This window comes from Arthrobacter sp. SlRoot2-15 (assembly GCF_059739345.1).
This window is the reverse complement of the sequence record NZ_AP046058.1, coordinates 2,656,929-2,678,742: the sequence shown is the minus strand read 5'-3', so window position 1 is coordinate 2,678,742 and position 21,814 is coordinate 2,656,929. Positions and strand designations below refer to the sequence as shown.

Annotated in this window: 25 protein-coding genes; 16 read left to right on the top strand and 9 right to left on the bottom strand. The window is 66.7% G+C overall.

Annotated features, from left to right (window positions below; all coding sequences use genetic code 11):
* Nucleotides 1–50: 50 nt before the first annotated feature.
* The 15 genes from cpaB (AC6I9V_RS12415) to AC6I9V_RS12345 all read left to right on the top strand — a co-directional run bounded on the left by cpaB (AC6I9V_RS12415) (nt 51) and on the right by AC6I9V_RS12345 (nt 13,475).
* The gene (gene cpaB, locus AC6I9V_RS12415; RefSeq protein WP_497899634.1) at nt 51–743 is read left to right on the top strand and encodes a Flp pilus assembly protein CpaB; all 693 of its coding nucleotides are present in this window, start codon (nt 51–53) and stop codon (nt 741–743) included.
* Nucleotides 740–1,942, top strand: coding sequence for a CpaE/TadZ family protein (locus tag AC6I9V_RS12410; RefSeq protein ID WP_497899633.1), 1,203 nt, complete (start codon nt 740–742; stop codon nt 1,940–1,942). The genes cpaB (AC6I9V_RS12415) and AC6I9V_RS12410 overlap by 4 nt, the downstream gene beginning before the upstream one ends.
* Entirely contained in the window at nt 1,939–3,411 is a 1,473-nt protein-coding gene (locus AC6I9V_RS12405; RefSeq protein ID WP_497899632.1) for a TadA family conjugal transfer-associated ATPase, read from the top strand. Before AC6I9V_RS12410 ends, AC6I9V_RS12405 begins: the two co-directional genes overlap by 4 nt.
* 2 nt (nt 3,412–3,413) lie before the next feature.
* Nucleotides 3,414–4,361 (top strand): type II secretion system F family protein, encoded by a 948-nt coding sequence (locus AC6I9V_RS12400; protein WP_497899631.1) that lies wholly within the window; start codon nt 3,414–3,416, stop codon nt 4,359–4,361.
* 17 nt (nt 4,362–4,378) lie between these two features.
* On the top strand, nt 4,379–5,263 hold the full coding sequence (locus AC6I9V_RS12395) for a type II secretion system F family protein (RefSeq protein ID WP_497899630.1): 885 nt from the start codon (nt 4,379–4,381) through the stop codon (nt 5,261–5,263).
* 256 nt (nt 5,264–5,519) lie between these two features.
* Nucleotides 5,520–5,759 (top strand): Flp family type IVb pilin, encoded by a 240-nt coding sequence (locus tag AC6I9V_RS12390; protein ID WP_497899629.1) that lies wholly within the window; start codon nt 5,520–5,522, stop codon nt 5,757–5,759.
* Nucleotides 5,760–5,819: 60 nt separating this feature from the next.
* Nucleotides 5,820–6,050, top strand: coding sequence for a Flp family type IVb pilin (locus AC6I9V_RS12385; protein WP_138768593.1), 231 nt, complete (start codon nt 5,820–5,822; stop codon nt 6,048–6,050).
* Between the two features lie 101 nt (nt 6,051–6,151).
* Nucleotides 6,152–6,526, top strand: a complete 375-nt coding sequence (locus AC6I9V_RS12380) for a TadE/TadG family type IV pilus assembly protein (RefSeq protein ID WP_349413000.1) — start codon at nt 6,152–6,154, stop codon at nt 6,524–6,526.
* Nucleotides 6,514–7,551 (top strand): pilus assembly protein TadG-related protein, encoded by a 1,038-nt coding sequence (locus AC6I9V_RS12375; RefSeq protein ID WP_497899628.1) that lies wholly within the window; start codon nt 6,514–6,516, stop codon nt 7,549–7,551. The genes AC6I9V_RS12380 and AC6I9V_RS12375 overlap by 13 nt, the downstream gene beginning before the upstream one ends.
* 43 nt (nt 7,552–7,594) lie before the next feature.
* Nucleotides 7,595–8,371, top strand: a complete 777-nt coding sequence (gene cpaB / locus AC6I9V_RS12370) for a Flp pilus assembly protein CpaB (protein ID WP_349413002.1) — start codon at nt 7,595–7,597, stop codon at nt 8,369–8,371.
* Entirely contained in the window at nt 8,368–9,561 is a 1,194-nt protein-coding gene (locus AC6I9V_RS12365) for a CpaE/TadZ family protein (RefSeq protein WP_497899627.1), read from the top strand. Before cpaB (AC6I9V_RS12370) ends, AC6I9V_RS12365 begins: the two co-directional genes overlap by 4 nt.
* Nucleotides 9,562–11,091, top strand: coding sequence for an ATPase, T2SS/T4P/T4SS family (locus AC6I9V_RS12360; RefSeq protein WP_497899626.1), 1,530 nt, complete (start codon nt 9,562–9,564; stop codon nt 11,089–11,091). It begins immediately after the preceding gene.
* Between the two features lie 7 nt (nt 11,092–11,098).
* Nucleotides 11,099–12,031, top strand: coding sequence for a type II secretion system F family protein (locus tag AC6I9V_RS12355; protein ID WP_349413005.1), 933 nt, complete (start codon nt 11,099–11,101; stop codon nt 12,029–12,031).
* A 7-nt stretch (nt 12,032–12,038) separates the two neighbouring features.
* Nucleotides 12,039–12,920: a type II secretion system F family protein gene (locus tag AC6I9V_RS12350; protein ID WP_349413006.1), complete on the top strand. Its 882-nt coding sequence runs from the start codon at nt 12,039–12,041 to the stop codon at nt 12,918–12,920.
* A 96-nt stretch (nt 12,921–13,016) separates the two neighbouring features.
* Nucleotides 13,017–13,475, top strand: coding sequence for an Hpt domain-containing protein (locus tag AC6I9V_RS12345; protein ID WP_349413007.1), 459 nt, complete (start codon nt 13,017–13,019; stop codon nt 13,473–13,475).
* Here AC6I9V_RS12345 and AC6I9V_RS12340 read toward each other — a convergent pair.
* A complete protein-coding gene (locus AC6I9V_RS12340; RefSeq protein WP_497899625.1) occupies nt 13,472–14,236 on the bottom strand; it encodes a response regulator transcription factor in 765 nt (254 codons plus the stop codon). The two genes, AC6I9V_RS12345 and AC6I9V_RS12340, sit on opposite strands and share 4 nt — an antisense overlap.
* A 233-nt stretch (nt 14,237–14,469) precedes the next feature.
* Here AC6I9V_RS12340 and AC6I9V_RS12335 point away from each other — a divergent pair, with 233 nt between their 5' ends.
* Nucleotides 14,470–16,152 carry a sensor histidine kinase gene (locus tag AC6I9V_RS12335; RefSeq protein ID WP_497899624.1) on the top strand — a complete coding sequence of 561 codons (1,683 nt, stop codon included), beginning with the start codon at nt 14,470–14,472 and terminating at the stop codon, nt 16,150–16,152.
* Between the two features lie 119 nt (nt 16,153–16,271).
* Here AC6I9V_RS12335 and AC6I9V_RS12330 read toward each other — a convergent pair whose 3' ends face one another.
* The 8 genes from AC6I9V_RS12330 to AC6I9V_RS12295 all read right to left on the bottom strand — a co-directional run bounded on the left by AC6I9V_RS12330 (nt 16,272) and on the right by AC6I9V_RS12295 (nt 21,716).
* A complete protein-coding gene (locus AC6I9V_RS12330; protein ID WP_497899623.1) occupies nt 16,272–17,162 on the bottom strand; it encodes a tRNA pseudouridine synthase A in 891 nt (296 codons plus the stop codon).
* A gap of 32 nt (nt 17,163–17,194) precedes the next feature.
* Entirely contained in the window at nt 17,195–17,884 is a 690-nt protein-coding gene (rplQ, locus tag AC6I9V_RS12325; RefSeq protein ID WP_497899622.1) for a 50S ribosomal protein L17, sunset domain variant, read from the bottom strand.
* A gap of 75 nt (nt 17,885–17,959) precedes the next feature.
* Entirely contained in the window at nt 17,960–18,970 is a 1,011-nt protein-coding gene (locus AC6I9V_RS12320) for a DNA-directed RNA polymerase subunit alpha (protein ID WP_024366109.1), read from the bottom strand.
* Nucleotides 18,971–19,096: 126 nt separating this feature from the next.
* Nucleotides 19,097–19,498: a 30S ribosomal protein S11 gene (rpsK, locus tag AC6I9V_RS12315; protein ID WP_018773682.1), complete on the bottom strand. Its 402-nt coding sequence runs from the start codon at nt 19,496–19,498 to the stop codon at nt 19,097–19,099.
* Nucleotides 19,499–19,543: 45 nt separating this feature from the next.
* Nucleotides 19,544–19,921, bottom strand: a complete 378-nt coding sequence (gene rpsM / locus AC6I9V_RS12310; RefSeq protein WP_011775569.1) for a 30S ribosomal protein S13 — start codon at nt 19,919–19,921, stop codon at nt 19,544–19,546.
* 183 nt (nt 19,922–20,104) lie between these two features.
* Nucleotides 20,105–20,218 (bottom strand): 50S ribosomal protein L36, encoded by a 114-nt coding sequence (gene rpmJ, locus AC6I9V_RS12305; RefSeq protein WP_009358722.1) that lies wholly within the window; start codon nt 20,216–20,218, stop codon nt 20,105–20,107.
* 69 nt (nt 20,219–20,287) lie between these two features.
* Nucleotides 20,288–20,509 (bottom strand): translation initiation factor IF-1, encoded by a 222-nt coding sequence (gene infA / locus AC6I9V_RS12300; protein ID WP_009358723.1) that lies wholly within the window; start codon nt 20,507–20,509, stop codon nt 20,288–20,290.
* Between the two features lie 181 nt (nt 20,510–20,690).
* Nucleotides 20,691–21,716, bottom strand: coding sequence for a P1 family peptidase (locus AC6I9V_RS12295; protein WP_497899621.1), 1,026 nt, complete (start codon nt 21,714–21,716; stop codon nt 20,691–20,693).
* Nucleotides 21,717–21,814: the final 98 nt, after the last annotated feature.

The window sequence follows — 21,814 nt, the reverse complement described above, 5'->3', positions numbered from 1 at the left end:
TCGGAACAGTATTGTTGGTCTCGTATGTTCAGAATGCAGATCGGCGGGCATTGTCCGGTACTGAAACAGAATCCATCTACGTCGTACAAAAGGCCATTCCGGCCGGCACCTCCGCGGACAAGATCGCGGGCATGGTGGCGAAGAAGGAAGTTCCGAAGCTGGCCCTGGCCGACAACAGCGTCACTGATCTCGGCCAGCTCGGTTCCAAGGTCACTTCCGTCACGCTGGAGCCCGGTGAGCAGCTGCTCTCCAGCCGCATGGTCGAAGAGAAGGCTTTCCTCGGACCGTCCCGCATCCAGGTGCCGACCGGCCTTCAGGAAATCACGCTCAAGCTTCCTATCGAGCGCGTCGCCGGCGGCATTCTCAAGGCCGGGGACACTGTCGGCATCTTCCTCTCGATGGACCTGGCGTCCACCGGAGCCGACGGGGCGGCAGGAGGCAAGCTGAGCAAGACGCAGCAGACCTTCCACAAGGTGCTGGTGACCGCAGCGCAGTACAGCGACGGCGCAGCCACCCAGACCGGAACGACTGACTCCTCGGCCGGAGCCAGCCAGGTGTCCTCGACCACGTCCACCAAACCCCAGGGCGACGGCAGCTACCTCATCACCCTGGCCCGGAACAGTGCCGACGCGGAACGCATTGTCTTCGCCGCTGAATTCGGCAAGATCTACCTGTCCAAGGAGCCGGGCGATTCCCCCGATTCCAGCACGGGCACAGTGGACGCGGCAGGGCTGTTCCGATGAGCCGCTTCGTCCTGGTCACGCCCAACACCGATTTCGAGCGGCTGGTCCGCCTGGCCATCGCCGGCATGCACGGCGAGTTGCACGTCTTCAAGGCCGACTACCTGCCCGAGGGACCCGCCGACATCATGCGGCAAATGGTCGGCGACCCGCCAGAGGTCCTGATCCTGGGCCCCGGAGTGCCCGTGGCCGACTCGCTGAAACTGGCAGCCGTCATGGACCTGCAGTACCCCGAGATCAGCGTGGTCCTGGCGGTCACCGCGAGCCCCGACACAGTAGTCCAGGCGATGCGCGCCGGCGTTCGGGACCTCCTGGATCCAGGGGCCGACCCGGACACCATCAGGGTCATGCTGGAGCGGGCCAGCCTCGCCGCAGCCGGCCGGCGTCGGGGTCTCGGCCCGCAGGCCACCGAGCACGCTGACCACGGTTCCGGACGCGTTATCGCGGTGATGTCGCCCAAGGGCGGCGTCGGCAAAACGACGGTGGCCACAAACCTCGCGATCGGGCTCGGTAAGGCCGCGCCCATGAGCGTGGTGATCGTGGACCTCGACCTCCAGTTTGGCGACGTGGCCAGCGGGCTGCTGCTCGAACCGGAGTTCACCATCACCGACGCCGTGATGGGGGCAGCGAGCCAGGACTCCATGGTGCTCAAGACCTACCTCACCGTCCATCCGGCAGGCATCTACGCGCTGTGCGCCCCGAGGACCCCGGTGGAGATGGACCGCATCAGCGCGGCCCACGTCTCCCATCTGCTGGAGCAGTTGCGGCAGGAGTTCCGCTACATCGTGGTGGACACCGCTCCGGGCCTCGGCGAACATGTCCTGGCCACGCTGGAGCAGGCGACGGACGCGGTGTGGATCTGCGGCATGGACGTGCCCAGCATCCGCGGCATGCGGACCGGATTCCAGATTCTCGACGAACTGAACCTGGTGCCGGCCCACCGTCACATTGTGCTCAACATGGCCGACCGGCGGGCTGGGCTCACGCTCAAGGACGTCGAAGCCACCATTGGGGCTCCGGTGGACGTGGTGCTGCCACGCTCCCGGACGCTCCCGTTTTCCACCAACAAGGGCGTTCCTGTCCTCCAGGAGGGAAGCAGGGATTCAACCCTGAAGGGCCTCCGCCAACTGGTAGACCGCTTCAAGCCGGAGTGGGAAGCCAGGCCGCACAAGCAACTCCACAGAAGGGCGGTAGTCCAGTGAGCCTCACGGACCGATTCCAGCAACTGCGCGGCGCAGCTCAGCCCGAGGTGCCAGCGGAAGAGCCCGCCGTCGACGTCTTCGCCTCGCACACACCGCCGGCAACGCTCGGACGGATCCTGGAGGCCAAGACGGCGGCAGAGGCGCAGCCGGGCTTCACCGAAGTCCAGCAGACCGCAAGTGTCGCCAGCGAGGCACTGAATGCCCTCAAGGAACGCGCCAGCCAGGCCCTCTTTGAGCGGCTGGGTTCCCGGATCACCGATTCCTCGATCGATGAGGCGGAACTGCACCAGTCGGTCAAGGACGAGCTGAAGGCCGTCGTAGACGAGGAGCAGATCCCCCTCACCTCGCTTGAACGGCAACGGCTGATCCGGGAAATCATCGACGACGTACTCGGCCACGGCCCCATCCAGCGGTACCTGGACGACCCAACTGTCACGGAGGTTATGGTCAACCGCTTCGACCAGATCTATGTGGAACGCCAGGGCCAGCTCCAGCTCACCGACTCGAGGTTCACCTCGGACGAGGCCCTGCGGCGGATCATCGAACGGATCGTCTCCAATGTGGGGCGCCGGATTGACGAGTCGTCCCCCCTGGTGGATGCGCGGCTGTCCGACGGCTCCCGCGTCAACGCCATCATCCCGCCGCTGGCCGTCAACGGACCTGCGCTCACCATCCGGAAGTTCGGCCGGGATCCGCTGACCGTCCACGACCTGATTTCGATGGGCAGCCTGTCCCCGGAAATGGCCGAACTGCTCCAGGCCTGCGTACTGGCCCGCCTGAACATCATCGTATCGGGTGGTACCGGCACCGGCAAGACCACCCTCCTGAACGTGCTGTCCTCCTTCATCCCCACGTCGGACAGGATTGTCACGATCGAGGACGCCGTGGAACTGCAGCTGCAGCAGGACCACGTGGTCCGGTTGGAGAGCCGGCCGCAGAATATCGAAGGCAAAGGCGAAATCTCCATCCGCGACCTGGTCCGTAACTCGCTGCGTATGCGGCCGGACCGGATTGTGGTCGGCGAAGTGCGCGGCGGGGAATGTCTGGACATGCTGCAGGCCATGAACACCGGCCACGATGGCTCCATCTCCACGGTGCACGCGAACTCGCCCCGGGACGCCATCGCGCGGTTGGAAACCCTGGTGCTGATGGCCGGCATGGACCTGCCCCTGCGGGCCATCCGCGAACAGGTCGCTTCGGCGGTGAACCTGATCGTGCACATCTCCCGCCTCCGCGACGGTTCCCGGCGCGTCACGCACATTACGGAGGTCCAGGGCATGGAGGGCGACGTCGTCACGCTCCAGGACGCCTTTGCGTTCGACTATTCCGCCGGTGTCGACGCCTCCGGCAGGTTCCTGGGCAAGCCCGTCCCCACCGGGGTGCGGCCGCGGTTCACCGACCGCTTTGCCGAACTCGGGATCCCCATCTCGCCCGCGGTCTTTGGTGCCGCCCCTGTCAGGGGGCGGTGACCATGCCGGACCAGTCTCCGCTGATTTTTGTTGCCGGACTCCTCCTGGCGTACGCCGCGCTGGTGATTCTCGTCGCCGTCGTGTTCAAGTCCCACTCCGTGCCCCTCTCCCGGCGCCGCCCCGACGAGACGGCCGTCCACTCCTCGAACCTGACAAAGCTGACGGACCAGGCGGTGCATTCCCTGAACCAGGGTCTCCGCAGCCGCGGTTCCGGTCTGCTAAGCCGGGAAAAGCTCGACAGCGCAGGCCTCAAGAAACAGCCGGGCGACTACCTGCTGATAGCAGGCTCCGCCACTTTTGTGGCGGTGGTCCTTGGGTTTCTCCTGGGCGGACCGCTCCTCGCCGTCCTGATGCTGCTGCTGGCGCCCGCGGGCCTCTTTGTATTCCTGAACGTGCTCATCGCGCAGCGCCGCAAGAAATTCGACGAGCAGGTCCCGGATTCGCTGCAAATGCTGGCGGGTGGCCTACGGGCCGGGCACAGCCTGCTCCGGTCAGTGGACGCCGCCGCCGAGGAGAACGAAGCCCCGATGAAGGAGGAGCTCACCCGGGTCGTGAACGAGACGCGGATCGGCAGGGACCTCGGCGAGTCGCTCGCTGAGGTTGCCGCCCGCACCAATAACGACGACTTCGCCTCGATCACCCGGGCCATCGAGATCCACCGGGAAGTTGGCGGTGACCTAGCGCAGGTCCTCGACAACGTCGGCGAGACCATCCGCGACCGCAACCAGCTCCGCGGCCAGGTCAAAGCGCTCAGCGCCGAAGGGCGCATGTCCGCCATGGTGCTCATGGCGCTGCCGATCCTGATGTTTATTGGGCTGACGCTTTTCAACCCGCTTTACTCGCGGGTCTTCTTGACGACGTTTCCCGGCTTCCTGATGATCCTCGCCGCCGTCGTCCTGTTGGCGGTGGGCGGCTTCTGGCTCAGCCGGCTCATCAAACCGAAGTTCTGAGAAGGAGGGAGAGAACTGTGCAAACCATTGCCTACGCAGCAATCCTGGCGGTCATCGCCCCGCTCTCGATCATGACCTGGCTTGCCTTCACCGGCGACCGGGCCGGGTTCCGCAACATCCAGGCCAACCTCGGCCGGCGCCCGGAGACGTCAGGTTCAGCGCTGTCGGCCACCGGCCAACTGGCCGCCCTGAGTCGAAAAATCACGCCGAAGGGCTATACGGCTTGGCTGGACAAGCAGCTGGCCGGCGCAGGCCGGCCCAAGGAATGGCCGCTGGGCCGCATCATCATGGTCAAGCCGCTGCTGGCCCTGGCCGGCGCGGTGATGGGCATCCTCCTGGTCGCCGGTAGCCCCACGGCAATCAACGTTGTCCTCCTGCTCGGCGCCACGGCGCTGGCCTACTTCGTGCCCGACATCCTGATCCGGAACAACGCCCAGAAGCGGCGCGAGAAAATCAAACTCGAACTGCCGGACACCCTGGACCAGATGCTCATCTCGGTCCAGGCCGGCCTCGGCTTCGAAACCGCAATGGCCCGGGCGGGCCAGAACGGCAAGGGTCCGCTCGCCGAGGAACTGATTCGAACGCTGCAGGATATCCAGGTGGGCCGCTCCCGCAAGGACGCCTACTTGGCCATGGCCCAGCGCACGGACGTGCCGGATCTGCGGACCTTCGTCCGCGCAGTGGTCCAGGCGGACGCCTACGGCATCGCGATCGCCAACGTGCTGAACTCGCAGGCCAGGGACATGCGGGTCAAGAGGCGTCAGCGGGCCGAAGAGCATGCCATGAAGATGCCGGTCAAGATGCTCTTTCCGCTCATCTTTTCAATCCTTCCAACTTTGTTCATCGTGCTGCTGGGCCCGACGGTAATGAGCATTGTGGAGGTGTTCGCCGGGAACAAGTAAAGCCGCGGCCGCGTGGCGGCCGCACCAAAGACCGGACCCCCCTTGGAACCCAGAGCTGAGGGGGGTCCTCCCTTGTGCCCGCGGGGTTCCTGCAGCGGCTGGCGCAGGATCCGCGCAGGGAACGTACAGGAAATGGGCAGTTTGGGAAGACTTGGCACAGGATGTTCCCAATTCGGATTGACGGCGTGTCGGTGGTTGCTAAGTTCCTCTCAGTGCTGGTGCAGGGCCAGCCGCCCAACTCGCTCAGAAGTCACCAATGCGTTCCTTCTTCTCCAACATCGCAACTCGCCTTCGCCGCGACCAGCGCGGCGCCACCGCCGTCGAATACGGCATCATGGTCTCCCTCATCGCCGTCGTCATCATCGTCGCCGTCACGCTGCTCGGCGGCACCCTGAAGGAAACCTTCAACCAGGTCCAGTGCAGCGTCAAGGGCGGCGTCTACACCGCAGCCGCAGCGGGCTCCCCTGCCGGCACCGCTGGAACCTGCTCCAAGTAATCATCCGCCCGTTCGTCTCTGGCCCACCCCGGGCCGCACCCCACCGCCCAGGAGGCATTCGTGCGTTCGTTCTTTAGCAGCCTTGCTGCCCGTCTGCGCCGCGACCAGCGCGGCGCCACCGCCGTCGAGTACGGCATCATGGTCTCCCTGATCGCCGTTGTGATCATCGTCGCCGTCACCATGCTCGGCGGCACCCTGAAGGATACGTTCACCCAGGTTCAGTGCTCCGTCAGTGGCGGCACGTACGCCGCCGGCGCCGATGCGGGCAAGGCCACCTGCACACCCAAATAACGGCCAGACCAAGGCGCACGGCGCCCAGGAACGTGTGGCGGCGGCGTTAGCCGCCGCCACACTGGCATCTGCGATTCTCCACCCCAGGAAGGCGGTCCCCCATGTCCAAAACAAGCGAACGGGGTGCCGTCGCGGTGGAGTTCGCCCTGCTGGCGCCCGTGCTGGTCATGATCCTGCTGGGCATCATGGAGTTCGGCCGTGCGTATAACGTGCAGATTTCGCTCTCCAGCGCGGCCCGTGAAGGCGTCCGGGTGATGGCCATCAATAACAACACCACCGCCGCCAAGACGGCAGTGAAAAACGCTGCTGCCGCATTGCAGCCGGCCCTGGCCGACACCAATATCACGATCACTCCCACCCCCTGTACGTCCGGGGCGCAGGTCACGGTCAAGATCACCTACACGCTCTCCACTATGACCGGCATTGCCGGGCCGTTCCCGATGGAGGGCAAAGGAGTCATGCTGTGCGGCGGCTAACTGATCCGGTCCCCGGCGCGGACCGCGAGCGCGGCGGGATCGCCATCATGGTCGCGATCCTGATGGTGGTTCTGCTGGGCTTCGGCGCGCTGGCTGTCGACGTAGGCATGCTCTATGCCGAGCGGACGCAGTTGCGCAACGGCGCCGACGCCGCGGCCCTGGCCGTTGCGCAGAAGTGCGCCAAGGACATCAACGACGTCGAGTGCTCCGCCACGTCAACGCTCGCAGGGGCCTTGGCCAACGGCAATGCCGGCGACGGCGCCAGCAACATCCAGGCCCTTCTGCTGGACAAGGCGAACCGCACCGTCACCGTTGCCGCGGCAGCGCAGGAGCCGGGCAAAGAGCCCAATCGGGCGTCCTTGTTTTTCGCCCGGATCTTCGGCTACAACTCCGCGGAAGTCTCTGCCACGTCCAGCGTCACCTGGGGCAGCCCGGTCAAGGGCCCGACGGCGTTTCCGGTCGCCTTTTCGATCTGCCAGGTCCAGGGACACGTCGACGGCACCCTGCAGCTGCTCCAGAACCACGGCAGCAACGCCAACCCGGACTGCAACTACGGGCCCTCGGGAGCGGCCGTGGAGGGCGGCTTCGGCTGGCTGGTCAGCGATCCGGGCGTGTGCGGCGGGCTGATCGACCTGGCTGTGGCCGAGGGCGGGAGCGACCCGGGCAACAGCTCCCCCGCCATTTGTGCAGCCACGCTGAACAGCTGGGCCGCCGACATTACAGCAGGCAAGGAGGTGGTCGTCCTGCTTCCCGTTTTCAACCGGGTCACCGGTACCGGCAGCAGCGCCATCTACGGCCTGACGACGTTCGCCGCGTTCAAGGTCAAGGGCTGGAAATTCAGCGGCAACAGTACGCTCCCGGACGCCTTCCAAAATACGACTCCGACAGTCACCGCGGCCGTGGCCTGCGACGGCAACTGCCGCGGCATCATCGGCAGCTTTATCAAATACGTTTCCCTGGCGGACGGCTTCACTCTTGGTCCCGTCGACGCCAACGGAGCCACGATCGTCCGCCTCACCCAGTAGCACCTTGTACCCCGCAATCCCCTAATCGGTTCAGGAGCAGTTTTTGAAGTCACGCTTATTGGCAGGACTGGCCGCCGTTGTGCTGGCCATCGTTGGTGCCATCCTCGTTGTCAGCTACGCCCAGGGCGCCGACAGCCGGGCCGTGAAGGACTTGGAGCCGGTCACCGTGATGGTGGTGCAAAAGGCCATTCCCGCCGGCACCCCGGTCGCCACCCTTGCCGCCTTTGTCACCAGCCAGGAGCTCCCCGGCAAGGCCGTCTCCAAAACGGCTCTGAAGAACCTTGAAGGGCTCGCCGGCAAGGTCACCGCCGTCGACCTGTTGCCCGGCGAGCAGCTCGTCGCCGAGCGGCTGATCGAACCGGCTGCGCTCAAGACCAGCGGTACCGTGGACATTCCCAAGGGCCTGCAGGAGGTCTCCTTCCAGCTCGAACCGCAGCGCGTCGTTGGCGGCCGCATCGCCGCCGGGGACCACGTCGGCGTCTTCATCAACCTGAAGAGCGGCGGAATCGAGGGCAAGAGCGAGAAAGAGACCACCCAGCTGTCGGTCCACAAGGCCCTCGTCACAGCGGTGCAGCGCGCCCCCGTCACCACGCCTACCCCCCAGCCATCACCAAGCGGTCCGGCGGCGCCGACGGCTGACACCTCACTGCCGGTCGGCTCGATGATCGTGACTGTGGCCGTCAACGACGTCGAGGCGACAAAGATTGTCTACGCGTCGAATTTCAGCGAAGGCGCCAGTATCTGGTTGAGCCGCGAACCCCTTGACGCCACGGACAGTGGGCGCCCTGGCATCATGACCAAGCCGGAGGTCTACAAGTGAGCCGATTCGTCCTTATCACTCCGAACGCCGACTTTGACACGCGGGTCCGGCAAGCCGTCGCGGGCGGACTGCCGGGCGGTGTCCAGACCTTCGCCTTCGTCAACCCGGCGGACCCCGGTGAGCTGTTCGCCAACCTCAACCAGGAACGTCCCGAGGTGCTCATCCTTGGCCCGGACGTGCCCATCGAGGATGCCCTGCGGCTCGCCACGGTCTTTGATGTCCAGCTGCCCGAGCTCAGCGTCATCCTGGTCGGTGAACCCGACCCCGATTTCATCCTTCTGGCCATGCGTGCCGGCATCCGCGACATCCTCAGTCCCGGGTCCGATCCGGCGCAAATCCGGGTGCTGCTGGAACGCGCCTGCCAGTCGTTCGCCAGCCGCAACCGCACCACCGCCGTTCAGCAGCCGGACAGCAGGCCCCGCGGGCTGGTGATCGGCGTCTTCTCGCCCAAGGGCGGGGTCGGCAAGACCACCATCGCCACCAACATCGCCATCGGGCTGGGGCGGGTCGCCCCGATGGGCGTCGTCATCGTGGACCTGGACCTGCAGTTCGGCGACGTCGCCTCCGGCCTGTACCTGAACCCGGAGCACACCGTGACCGACGCCGTCTCCGCGTCGGCCAGCCAGGACTCGCTGGTCCTCAAAGCCTTCCTCACGGTCCACCCCAGCAGCATCTACGCCCTCTGCGCACCCCGGACCCCGGTGGAGGCCGACGACATCACGCCCCAGCAGGTCAGCCGGCTGATCGAACAGCTCGCGGAGCAGTTCCAGTACGTCGTGATCGATACCGCCCCCGGCCTGCCCGAGGTAGGCCTGGCCGCGATGGAGCAGTGCACCGACGTCGTCTGGGTCAGCGCCATGGACGTGCCCAGCATCCGCGGGCTCCGTTCCGGCCTGGATATCCTACGCCGGCTGGACCTGCTGCCGGAGACCCGCCATGTGGTTTTGAACATGGCCGATTCGAAGTCCGGGCTCAGCGTCCAGGACGTCGAGGCCACCATCGGCGCCCCGGTGGATGTCAGCATTCCGCGGTCCAAGGCCGTGGCGTACTCCACCAACCGCGGGGTTCCGGTCCTCCAGGACGGCCGCAAGGACCCCGCGGTTAAGGGCCTCCGCCAGCTGGTGACGCGCTTCGACCCGGCCTGGCGCGCGACCGCCCAGAAGAAGCTGCACCGACGGGTGGTGGTCTAGGTGAAGCTCTCCGAGCGCCTCTCCGCGGCGGAGGCCGGCCCCCACACGCACCCGGCACCGTCGTCGTCGTCACCGGTCACACTTTCCGCAGCGCCGCCCGCCGGCCCGCGGGGCGGGGCTGCCCGCCCCGAAAAAGAGGGCCCCGAGCCGACCCGCCCTGAGCCCTCGCGCCTCGCCGCTGCCGCCGCGCCGGCGTTCGCGGAACACCCGGACACCGTCCGGGCCAAGGGCCAGCAGCCCGTGGATGCCTTTGCCGCGCTCAAGGAACGCGCCGCCACCGCCTTGTTCGAGCGGATGGGCACACGGTTCAGCGATTCGGCGGTCAGGGAGGACGAGCTGCGCGCCACCGCCCGGGATGAGCTGACCCGCATCATCGACGCCGAGCAGGTGCCGCTCTCCACCGAGGAGCGCACCCGCCTGGTCCGCGACGTCGCCGACGACGTGCTCGGCTACGGCCCGCTCCAGCGGCTGCTCGACGACCCCGCCGTCACCGAGATCATGGTCAACCGGATGGACCAGATCTACGTCGAGCGGAAAGGCCAGCTGACCCTCACCGATTCGCGCTTCAGCTCCGAGGACCACCTGCGCAAGGTGATCGAACGGATCGTCTCGAAGGTGGGCCGCCGGATCGACGAGTCCTCGCCGCTGGTGGACGCCCGGCTCGAGGACGGCTCCCGCGTCAACGCCGTCATCCCCCCGCTGGCGGTCGGCGGTTCGTCGCTGACCATCCGAAAGTTCAGCAAAGTCCCCCTCACGGTCCGCAACCTGATCGACTTCGGCACGCTGACCCCGGAGATGGCGGAGCTGCTGAATGCCTGCGTCCGGGCCAAGCTGAACATCATCGTCTCCGGCGGCACCGGCACCGGCAAGACCACCCTGCTCAATGTGCTCTCCTCCTTCCTGCCGCACGACGAGCGCATCGTCACCATCGAGGACGCGGTGGAACTGCAGATCCAGCAGGAGCACGTGGTGCGCCTGGAAAGCCGGCCGCCCAACACCGAAGGCAAGGGCGAAGTCACCATCCGCGACCTGCTGCGCAACTCGCTACGTATGCGGCCGGACCGGATCGTCGTCGGCGAGGTCCGCGGCGGCGAGTCCCTGGACATGCTCCAGGCCATGAACACCGGCCACGACGGCTCCCTCTCGACGGTCCACTCCAACTCACCGCGCGACGCCGTCGCCCGCCTCGAGACCCTCGTCCTGATGGCCGGCATGGACCTGCCCCTGCGCGCCATCCGTGAGCAGATCGCGTCCGCCGTGAACCTAATCGTGCAGATCTCCCGCCTGCGGGACGGCACCCGCCGCATCACCCATGTGACCGAGGTGCAGGGCATGGAGGGCGACATCGTCACCCTCCAGGACGCCTTCATCTTCGACTACTCCGCCGGGGTGGACGCGCACGGCCGGTTCCTGGGCAAACCGGTGGCCACCGGAATCCGGCCGCGCTTCATCGACCGGTTCGAGGACATGGGCATCCACGTCTCCCCCGGCGTCTTCGCGGCTCCGCTGGCCCCGGCCGGAAAGGCGTGAACCGGCCATGACACTGACTGCCGGCGTCGTCTTCCTTGTCACTGCCGTCCTCCTGCTGGCCACGGCGGTCCTCTCGCCGGGGACCGCCCGCGTTCCGCTGGACCGACGGCGCCCGGTCCAGGCCGTCACGGATTCCTCGCTCAGCCGCTTCGCCGGTTCCGCCGTCAACCTGGCGGACGGCTTCTTCGCGCAGCGGAAGATCCGGCTGTTCAACCGGGAGGCCCTCGAGCAGGCGGGGCTGCGCATGGGCCAGGGCGATTTCTACATCCTCCTGCTGGTCGGCGCCTTCGTGGGTGCACTGGCCGGCTTCGTCGTCGGCGGTCTCCTGCTGGCCATCCTGCTGGTCGCGCTCGCCCCCGTGGCCGGGCATCTGGTTGTCACCTTCCTGGCTGGCAAGCGCCGCGCGAAATTCGATGACCAGCTGGGCGACACCCTGCAGCTGCTGTCCGGCGGCCTGCGGGCCGGGCACAGCATCCTGCGGGCGATCGACGCTGCCGGCAGCGAATCGCAGAGCCCCACTGCGGAGGAAATGCGCCGCGTCATCACCGAGACCAGCCTTGGCCGCGATCTGTTGGCCTCGCTGAACGACACAGCTGAGCGGATGCGCAATGAGGACTTTGTCTGGATCGCGCAGGCCATCCAGATCAACCGGGAGGTGGGTGGCAACCTCGCCGAGGTGCTGGACCAGGTCAATGAGACCATCCGTGAGCGCGCCGAGATCAAGGGCCACATCAAGTCCCTCGCGGCCGAAGGTAAGTTCTCCGCCTACATCCTGATGGCCATGCCGATCGGTATTGTGCTCATGCTGATGCTGGTCAACCCCGGCTACATGAACGTCATGTTCACCAACCCGCTGGGCTGGGCCATGATGGCTGCCTCCGTGATCCTGATGACCATTGGTGGTCTGTGGATGCGCAAGATCATCGATTTGAAGTTCTGAGGTTCCGTTGAGTCCCTTGATCCTTGCCGGCCTCCTGCTGATCTGCGGTCCGCTGGCCTACACCGTGTGGTCGTTGCTTGCCGTGGACCGGAAATCCCAGCGCGCCATCCGGGACATACTCTCGCTGGGCTCCGGGCCGGCCGAATCCGCCGGGCCGCCCAGTGCGGCGCTGCTGGAACGTTTTGGCCACTTCCTGACGCCCACGGCCTACGTCCGCAAACTTGACCGGCTGCTCGCCCTGGCCGGCCGCCCGGCCTCCCTTCCCCTGGGCCGCGTGCTGGCAGCCAAACCGCTGCTTGGGATGGTGGGAGCCCTCTTGGGCCTGTGGCTCGCCAGCACGCCAACGCCGGTCCTCAAGCTGGTCGGGCTCTTTGTAATGCTGCTGGGCTACTTCATCCCGGACCTCCTGCTGTACAGCAAGGGCCAGGAGCGCCAGAAGATCATGCAGCTGGAACTGGCCAACACCCTGGACCAGATGCTGATTTCGGTCGAGGCCGGCCTCGGGTTCGAGGGTGCCATGGCCCGGGCGGGGGAAAACGGGAAGGGCCCGCTCGCGGAGGAACTCGTCCGCACCCTGCAGGACATGCAGGTGGGACGCAGCCGGCGGGAGTCGTACCAGGCCCTCGCGGAGCGGACGAGCATCCCGGAGCTGCGCAGCTTCGTCCAGGCCGTGGTGCAGGCCGACACGTACGGCATCGCCATCAGCAGGGTGCTCCGGATCCAGGCAAAGGTGATGCGCGTCAAGCGCCGTCAGCGGGCCGAGGAGAAGGCCATGAAGCTCCCGGTCACCATCCTGTTCCCGTTGCTGTTCTTCATTTTTCCGGTGCTCTTTATCGCCATTCTGGGGCCCGCCGTGATCAACGCCATCGAGACTTTCAGTGGCCACTGAAGCACGCCGCCGGGGCGGGTCAAGGATAGCCGCAGGGTTTCCGCAGGATACCTCGCCGCCTCTGGCACCGGTCTGGACACCTAGTACCGTAGTGCCATGTCTCTTTTAGCTGCCTGCCCCGACGACGGAAAAACGGGGCCCCTGCCCGCCGCCGAAGCTCCCGTCGGCGGAGCCCCTCTGACGGCACCGTGCTCCGGCGCGGCGCCGCTGGTGGACCCGGCAGCTTTGCAGGACCTGGGCGAGCAGCTGAACAGCGCCGCCGTCGCCAGAGGCTTTGCCCGGGACTACGCGCAGATGTGGGACCAGCGCTATGACGCCCTGGCCACGGCCCTGGACCGCCGCGACCAGGCGGCCGCGCTTGACGCCGTGCTGAGCCTCAAGACGTCCTCCTCGATGGTGGGGGGCCTGCGCCTGGCAGAACTCGCGGCCGACCTGGAGGAAGCCATCCGGTCCGGCAGGCTGGCAGAGGCCGCCTCGCGCCTGGATGATGTCGCCGCCCGCGGCAGCGAAACCGTGGATGAGCTGCAATTCAGCTACATCCTCTGGGAGCGCTAGGCGCGGGCGGGCGCCAGCCGGTAGCCCACGCCGCGCACCGTCTGCAGCCAGCGCGGCTGCAGCGCGTCCTCCCGGAGTTTTCGGCGCAGGTTGCCGATATGCACCTCAACGGCCCGTTCGTCGGACTCGCTGATGTAGGCATCGGCGCGGTAGTACTCCCCGCGCACCACGCGCACCAGCTCGGTCTTGGATTTCACGGCGCCGGCGCCCCGCAGGAGGGCCTGCAGGAGGTCGAACTCGCTGCGGGTGAGGGCGAGCGGCTCCCCGTCGACCGTCACCGAACGCATCTCCGGGTTCAGGGCCAGCCCGTTGTGCCGCAGGACGTTATCCGGAGCCTCGGCGGCCTCGGCCGGCCGTGCGGGCGCCAGGGTCAGCACTCCGTGGCCGTCGTGCCGCGGCCGCCGCATCATCGCGGCCACCCGGGCACGCAATTCACGGGGCCGGAACGGTTTGGTCAGGAAGTCGTCGGCGCCGGTATGGAGCGCCGTCAGCGTGTCGAGCTCATCCGTCCTTGCGGTCAGCATCACGATGTACGCATCGCTGAACTGCCGGATCCGGCGCAGCACCTCGTAGCCGTCGATGTCCGGCAGTCCCACGTCAAGGGTGACAACATTCGCCTCCCGGTGCCGGACTACCTCAACGCCTTCCCGCCCCTCGGCGGCCGAGTGCACCTCAAAACCGGCCTGCCGGAGCACCGCCTCCACGAGGTTGCGCACATCCGCGTCGTCCTCAACAACAACGGCCACCCCAAGGTCAGTCATGCCACCCTCACATCCGATGCCGGTCAGCTCTAAAGCCGCTACAAACCGGGGCCCCATGCCCCGGTTGCCACGCCGAGCCGCAGGGCTACGGCGTACGCATGTCCTGCCACAATACCCACCCCGGGCGCCGATTTGGGGCACCGGCGCAGTAACACGGGCAACATTCATCTGTTTAATGTCAAGTTAGTGTGACAGCAATGTAAACTCCAGTTGCGAGGAAGGGACACTGGTCTTTGAGTGAACGGCGGCTGGTTAGCGGCGTGGGCGTCGACCGCCACTTTGGCGCCTTGCCCCCGCGCGCCCGGGTGGTGGCGAGCCAACTGCCCTTGACCCTGGTGTTTGCCGCCGGTCTCGCGGCGGCGCCGGCCGCCTGGAACCTCCACACCTCCAGTGCCTGGGGACAGGCCGCCCTGGCCCTGCACGCCGCGCTATTCCTGGCCTGCCTCCTGGTGCCGTGGCAACGGTTCGGGCCGCTCACCTCGCTGGCTATCCCGGTCCTGGATCTGGCCGCCATCGGGCTGAGCCGGGTCGCCGCGGCCGAGGAACTCCCGGGCCTGGGAGTGCTTTCTGTGCTTCCGGTCGTCTGGATCTCCGCTTCCAGGCTCGCCCCGGCGGCAATTGTGTCCCTCAGTTTCCTCGGTCCACTGCTGGCGGGCCTGCCTTGGTTCATCGTCGGCGGTGCCGACAACGCTCCCGGGCGCATCGCCACGGTGGCGCTCCTGGCCCTGATGACGCTGGCCGTCTCGCTGGCCATGCAGTTCGCCAGGGCGCAGTTGCGCCGCCAGCAGCGCAAGGTCGAGGCCAAGGAGGCGGAACTGGAGGCCCTTCTGACGGAAAGCCGGGAGCGCGAGCGGCTCCTGAACACCATCCTGGACACCGTCGACGTCGGCATCGTGGCGGTCGGGGCGGACGGCCGGCGGCTGCTCACCAACAGCTGGCAGGCCCGGCTGGAAGCGTCCGCGGCGCCGCCGGGGCATGCCGGACCCGCCGATCCGGAATGGGAAGAACACCTCCTGCTGACCGGCCGGGACCAGTCAACGCCGCTGCCCCCCGGACGGCGGCCGCTCCGCCGGGCCCTGGCCGGCGAATCCTTCGCTGACCATCTAGTCTGCTTCGGGGCGGCTCCCGGAAGCCGGGTGGTGTCCACCGGGGCCGGGCCGCTGAAGAACGACGACGGCGACTTCCGCGGCGCCGTCGTCGTCTACAACGAGGTGACCGGGCTCGTGAACGCCCTGGCGGCCAAGGAGGACGTGGTCGCGACCGTCTCGCACGAGTTCCGGACCCCGCTGACGTCGATCATCGGCAATCTGGACCTGGTGCTGGGCGAGGAGCTTCCGCTGCCGGTGCTGCGCCGGATCGAGGTGGCCCAGCGCAACGCCGAGCGGCTGCTGGCGCTGGTCTCGGACCTGCTGATGTCCGCCAGCTCCGCGGTCCAGGTCCACCCGCGGAAGACCGACCTGGCCGGGCTTGTGGAGGCAAGCCTCGGCTCCGCGCAGGCCCACGCCCAGTCCTCGCAGGTCTCACTGGCGATGGACGTCCCCGCGCCGCTATGGGCAAACGTGGACCCGCTGCGCATCGGCCAGGCGCTGGACAACCTGGTCTCGAACGCCATCAAGTACTCCCCCGACGGCGGCGCGGTGACGGTCTCGGCCCGCGCCGACGGCGGCCGGGTGCTGCTGCAGGTGGAAGACAACGGCATCGGCATGACCGCCGCCGACGCCGCCCGGGTCTTCACCCGCTTCTTCCGGAGCCCGGCGGTCCGTGACGGGGCTATCCCCGGGGCCGGACTCGGCCTGTCCATCACCAAAGCGATCGTGGAGGGACACGGCGGGTCCATCTCCTGCAGCACCCTCCCGGGCCGCGGCAGCACCTTTACCGTGGACCTCCCGGCGGATGGCCACCCGGCTGCCTTCTAGCCGGCTGTGTCGCGGGTCGGAATTTCCCCACCTTCGACGCCGTCACCCGGCGTGTTGCGCCGACCCGCCGCCCCAGCCAGGCCTAATGCAGGCAAAGGTGGGGGAACTGCGCGGCCGGACTACTCGCGGCGGGCGCGCGTCAGTTCGGCCCGGGCCAGCAGACCGCTCGGCGAGGGGTAGGCCACTTCTTCCAGCACCAGCGGGTGCGGGGCGGCGAGAACGGACCGGGCGTCCCGTTGCCGGGCGATCAGCCGTTCGTACAGCCAGCCGGGCTGTTCGGCCCCGGACCCCACGTAGAGCGCCGAACCCACCAGGGAGCGGACCATGTTGTGGCAGAAGGCGTCGGCCTGGACGGTGGCGACAATAACCCCGTCGGCGCCGCGGGTGAACTCGAAGCGCTGCAGTTCCCGAATGGTGGTTGAGCCCTCACGGGGCTTGCAGTAGGAGCGGAAGTCCTGCAGGCCCAGCAGCCGGGAGGCGCCCTCGTTGAGCAGCGCCGTGTCGAGGCGTTCCTTGTGCCAGAGCGTCGAGTACCGGCCCAGCGGGTCCCAGCGTTCCGGGCCGTCGGCTATCCGGTAGCTGTACCGCCGCCAGAGTGCGGAGAACCGGGCGTCGAAGCCGGCCGGTGCCACCGCGGCATGATGCACCTCGATCGCGCCGCTGAGTTCGCCCAGCCCGCGGCTCAGGGCACCGCGGAGCCGGCGCAGCAGGGCGGCCGAGGGGTCCAGTTCGGCGCCGCGGTTGAGCCCGCGCCACTCCGCCTCGCTCAGGTCGAGATGTACGACCTGTCCGCGGGCGTGCACGCCGGCGTCGGTCCGACCCGCCACTGTGACCCGGACCGGCCGGCGGATCAGCAGGGCCAGGGCCTCCTCCAGGATTCCCTGGACGGTCCGGAGCCCGGGCTGCAGCGCCCAGCCGCTGAACGGTCCGCCGTCGTAGGACAGGTCCAGCCGGATACGCAAAAACCCGCCGCCCCCCATCACGGGGGCAGCGGGTTTGAGCTCGTTCATAGACCCAAGTCTACTGCGGCGCGAAGGCCGAACTACTCAGCTTCAACAGCCTGTGCAGCCTCGCCACCGGCCGGAGCGAAGCCGGCAGCCTCGGCCGACTCGGCGGAGTCGAACCAGACTTCAGCGACCGTCGCGTCGTACCAGCGGGATCCCGGAACGTGGAACTTCATGGAGTCCTCGTTGCCCTTGACCTCGAAGCCCTCGGGGGCGACGTTGTCAGCGGTAGCAGGCTTGGAGCCGGCGTACTTGGCTTCGGCAGCTTCGGTCTCGGCAACCTCAGCCTCGGCGGGGGCTTCCTCGGTGGCCGGAGCAGCCTTGGCTGCAGCCTGGGTAGCCTCGGCTACCACGGCCTGCTTGGCGGAAACCGGCTCAAGAACCAGTTCGATGACAGCCATGGGAGCGTTGTCGCCCTTGCGGTTGCCGATCTTGGTGATGCGGGTGTAGCCGCCGTCGCGGTTCTCCACTGCCTGCGCAATGTCGGTGAACAGCTCGTGGACGACGCCCTTGTTGCTGATCAGGCCGAGCACACGACGGCGGGAAGCCAGGTCGCCGCGCTTGGCGAAGGTCACCAGGCGCTCGGCGTAGGGCTTCAGTCGCTTGGCCTTGGTCACCGTGGTGGTGATCCGCTTGTGCTCGAACAGTGCGGCTGCCAGGTTCGCGAGCATAAGACGCTCGTGAGCCGGGCCGCCTCCGAGGCGCGGACCCTTAGTGGGGGTAGGCATAACTATTTCTCCTCATATGGAAGCCGGCGGGCTGTGCACGCTGCGGTGCGTCCAGCCTGCTGGCCAAGATCTGTTTTAGAGCTCGTCGTCGCTGAAAGCGGCGTCGTCCTCTTCGATGGCTGCGGCGCGGGCTGCAAGGTCGAAACCGGGAGGGGAGTCCTTGAGGGACAGACCCAGTTCAACAAGCTTTGCCTTGACCTCGTCGATGGACTTCGCACCGAAGTTACGGATGTCCATCAGGTCAGCCTCGGAGCGGGCAACGAGTTCACCCACGGTGTGGATGCCCTCACGCTTGAGGCAGTTGTAGGAACGGACGGTGAGGTCCAGATCCTCGATCGGCAGGGCCATGTCCGCTGCCAGGGCAGCGTCCGTCGGCGACGGGCCAATCTCGATACCTTCAGCTGCGGTGTTCAGCTCGCGGGCCAGACCGAACAGTTCCACCAGGGTGGTGCCTGCCGAAGCAACCGCATCGCGCGGGGCGATGGCCTGCTTGGTCTCGACGTCGACAATCAGCTTGTCGAAGTCAGTGCGCTGCTCAACACGGGTAGCTTCCACGCGGAAAGTAACCTTCAGCACCGGCGAGTAGATCGAGTCGACCGGGATGCGGCCGATCTCGGAGTCGCCGGACTTGTTCTGAGCTGCCGAAACGTAGCCGCGGCCGCGCTCGATGGTCAGTTCGAGTTCGAACTTGCCCTTCGAGTTCAGCGTGGCGATGTGCAGATCCGGGTTGTGGAATTCGACGCCGGCCGGCGGAGCGATGTCCGCGGCGGTGACGACTCCCGGGCCCTGCTTGCGCAGGTAAGCAACAACCGGCTCGTCGTGCTCGGAGGAGACCGACAGGTTCTTGATGTTCAGGATGATCTCGGTGACATCTTCCTTGACACCCGGAACCGTGGTGAACTCGTGCAGCACGCCATCGATCCGGATGCTCGTGACAGAGGCACCGGGGATGGAGGAGAGCAGGGTACGGCGGAGGGAGTTTCCGAGGGTGTAGCCGAAGCCCGGTTCCAGCGGTTCAATGATGAAACGGGAACGGTTGTCGGAGACGACCTCTTCGGAGAGGGTGGGGCGCTGTGCAATGAGCACTTAGGTTTCCTTTCGGCGAGCATCCGCTATATGACGCAACACAGGTGGTGGAAAGATCGGTCTAATGACTTAACGCGGCTGGGCTTGCCCGGACCGGTGAGGGTCCGGGCAAGCTCCGGCTAAGAATTAGACGCGGCGGCGCTTCGGCGGGCGGCAGCCGTTGTGCGCGCTGGGGGTTACGTCCTGGATGGACCCAACCTCGAGGCCAGCGGCCTGCAGCGAACGGATGGCGGTCTCGCGTCCGGAGCCCGGTCCCTTGACGAAAACGTCAACCTTGCGCATGCCGTGCTCCTGCGCACGCTTTGCGGCGGCTTCGGCGGCCATCTGGGCGGCGAAGGGGGTGGACTTGCGGGAGCCCTTGAAGCCAACCTCACCGGACGAAGCCCAGGAGATGACAGCACCGTTCGGGTCCGTGATGGAAACGATGGTGTTGTTAAAGGTGCTCTTGATGTGCGCCTGGCCCAGCGCGATATTCTTCTTGTCCTTCTTACGCGGCTTGCGAACCGCGCCACGAGTCTTCGGGGGCATTATTTCTCCTACAGAAAGTTATTGGGGGAAGGGAGAACGCTATTTTTAGCGTCCGGCCTTCTTCTTGCCGGCGACGGTACGCTTCGGACCCTTGCGGGTACGGGCGTTGGTCTTCGTACGCTGACCGCGTACGGGCAGGCCCTTGCGGTGACGCAGGCCTTCGTAGCTGCCGATCTCAACCTTGCGGCGGATGTCGGCGGCTACCTCGCGGCGAAGGTCACCCTCAACCTTGTAGTTGCCTTCAATGTAGTCACGCAGCTGAACCAGTTCAGCGTCAGTCAGGTCCTTGACCCGGACGTCAGCGCTGATGCCGGTGGCAGCCAGGGTTTCGTGTGCACGGGTCTTGCCCACGCCGTAGATGTAAGTAAGCGCAATTTCCAGCCGCTTTTCGCGGGGAATGTCTACGCCAGCGAGACGAGCCATAGTGGCAGTGCTCCTTGAATAAACCGGAGGTCGTAGGCAGTACACCCGCACAATCCGTACGGCCCCAGCCTCCGACCGGGGGTTAGCTGTCCGGACTCGTTCTAGCTCAGTGTCCCAGATCAGCTTGTGCTGCCTTTTATTTACTTGCGTGGGTTAGCAACCCAGGATTTCCTGTGAAGGAAATTAGCCCTGGCGCTGCTTGTGGCGCGGGTTCTCGCAGATCACCATGACCCGGCCATTACGGCGGATCACTTTGCACTTTTCGCAGATCTGCTTGACGCTCGGCTTGACCTTCATGGCGTTCCTTTGCGTGTTGCAGTTGGTCAGCTGGACCGGCCTTTGGCTGTTGCCCTGGCCGCCCAGTGTTTACTTGTAGCGGTAGACGATACGACCACGTGTCAGGTCGTAAGGGCTCAGCTCCACCACTACCCGGTCCTCAGGGAGGATCCTGATGTAGTGCTGGCGCATCTTTCCAGAGATGTGTGCCAGAACGATGTGCTTATTGGTGAGCTCAACGCGAAACATCGCGTTAGGCAGCGCCTCGGTCACAACGCCCTCGATCTCAATGACCCCGTCCTTCTTGGCCATACCCTCCGCTAACTGTTGTTGCCACAGCCCCTCCGGCTTGCACCGGCGACCACTGCGGACGTTTTTAATTGCTTGTTTTGCATGCTTGCCTGCAGCCACCAGGCCACAAAAGGGCACAACAGGGCAGACAACCAACAGTCAACACTACGGCATTGCGGGCCGAATGTTAAATCCAGCCATGCTAGCGCACTCCGTCCCGGTATGCACGAAAACGCCCCGCAGGCGTCTCCACCTCCGCCGCGGCCGCGATCCCGTCCAGGATGGCCAGCCGGACAACGTCGGCCGCCGCGCTCTGCAGCGTAATCAGGCTCACCTGCCGCGCCGCCTCGCTGCTGCGGTCCAGCGGCAGCGCCCCGGTCGCGAGGCAAAAGACCGTGTCACCGTCGGCGAGGGTGTGGCTGGGATTTAGGGCCCTGGCAAGCCCGGCGTGGGCTGCCGAGGCAGTGCGCTTGCATTCGGCCTTGTCCAGGACGGCGTTGGTCGCGACGACGACGAGGGTCGTATTGAGGGGCGGCGCATCCGAAACCCTCCGCGTGCTCGCTCGTTCCTCGCTTAGACGCACGCTTCCGGGTTCCAGATGTGCCGCCTGCTCCGGTTCCGTGTCACCCTCGGGTTCCACCCGTACCGGCGATGTGCTGAAGGGCAGTCCCAGCGCGTTGACTACGGCGATTGCCCCTACGACGACGCCGTTGTCCAGGGTGAGGGAGGCCGTGCCCACTCCCCCTTTGTACGTGCCCCGGCCTATGGCCGCTCCCGTGCCGGCGCCTATGTTGCCGCGTTCGACGTCGTGTCCGTCCTGGCGGCCGGCGGCGTCGGCGGTTGCCGCGTAGCCCATGGCCGCGTCCGGGCGGGAGGCGAAGTCTCCGCCGCGGCCCAGGTCGAAGATGGCCGCGGCGGGAACGATCGGCACCACCCCGCCGGGCACGGCGAAGCCCCTGCCCTGCTCCTCACACCAGCGCTGGGCGCCGTGGGCGGCCGCCAGCCCGAAGGCACTGCCGCCGGTGAGGACCACGGCGTCGACGTTGGCGCTGAGCGTCGTGGGGTCCAGCGCGTCGGTCTCGTGCGTACCCGGGCCGCCGCCCCGGACGTCGACCGAGCCAACGGTGCCCGGCGGCGGGAGCACCACAGTCACGCCGCTCAGCCAGCCCTCCCCGGTCCGGGACGCGTGGCCCACACGGATGCCGGAGACGTCGGTGATCGCAGTCATGGCTTCATTGTGCGCCCCCACTGCCCGAAAAACCGTCCACCGCGACCTCCCCGCGCGCAAACGAACGTTATGGAATACTGCAACCAACATGAGGTAAA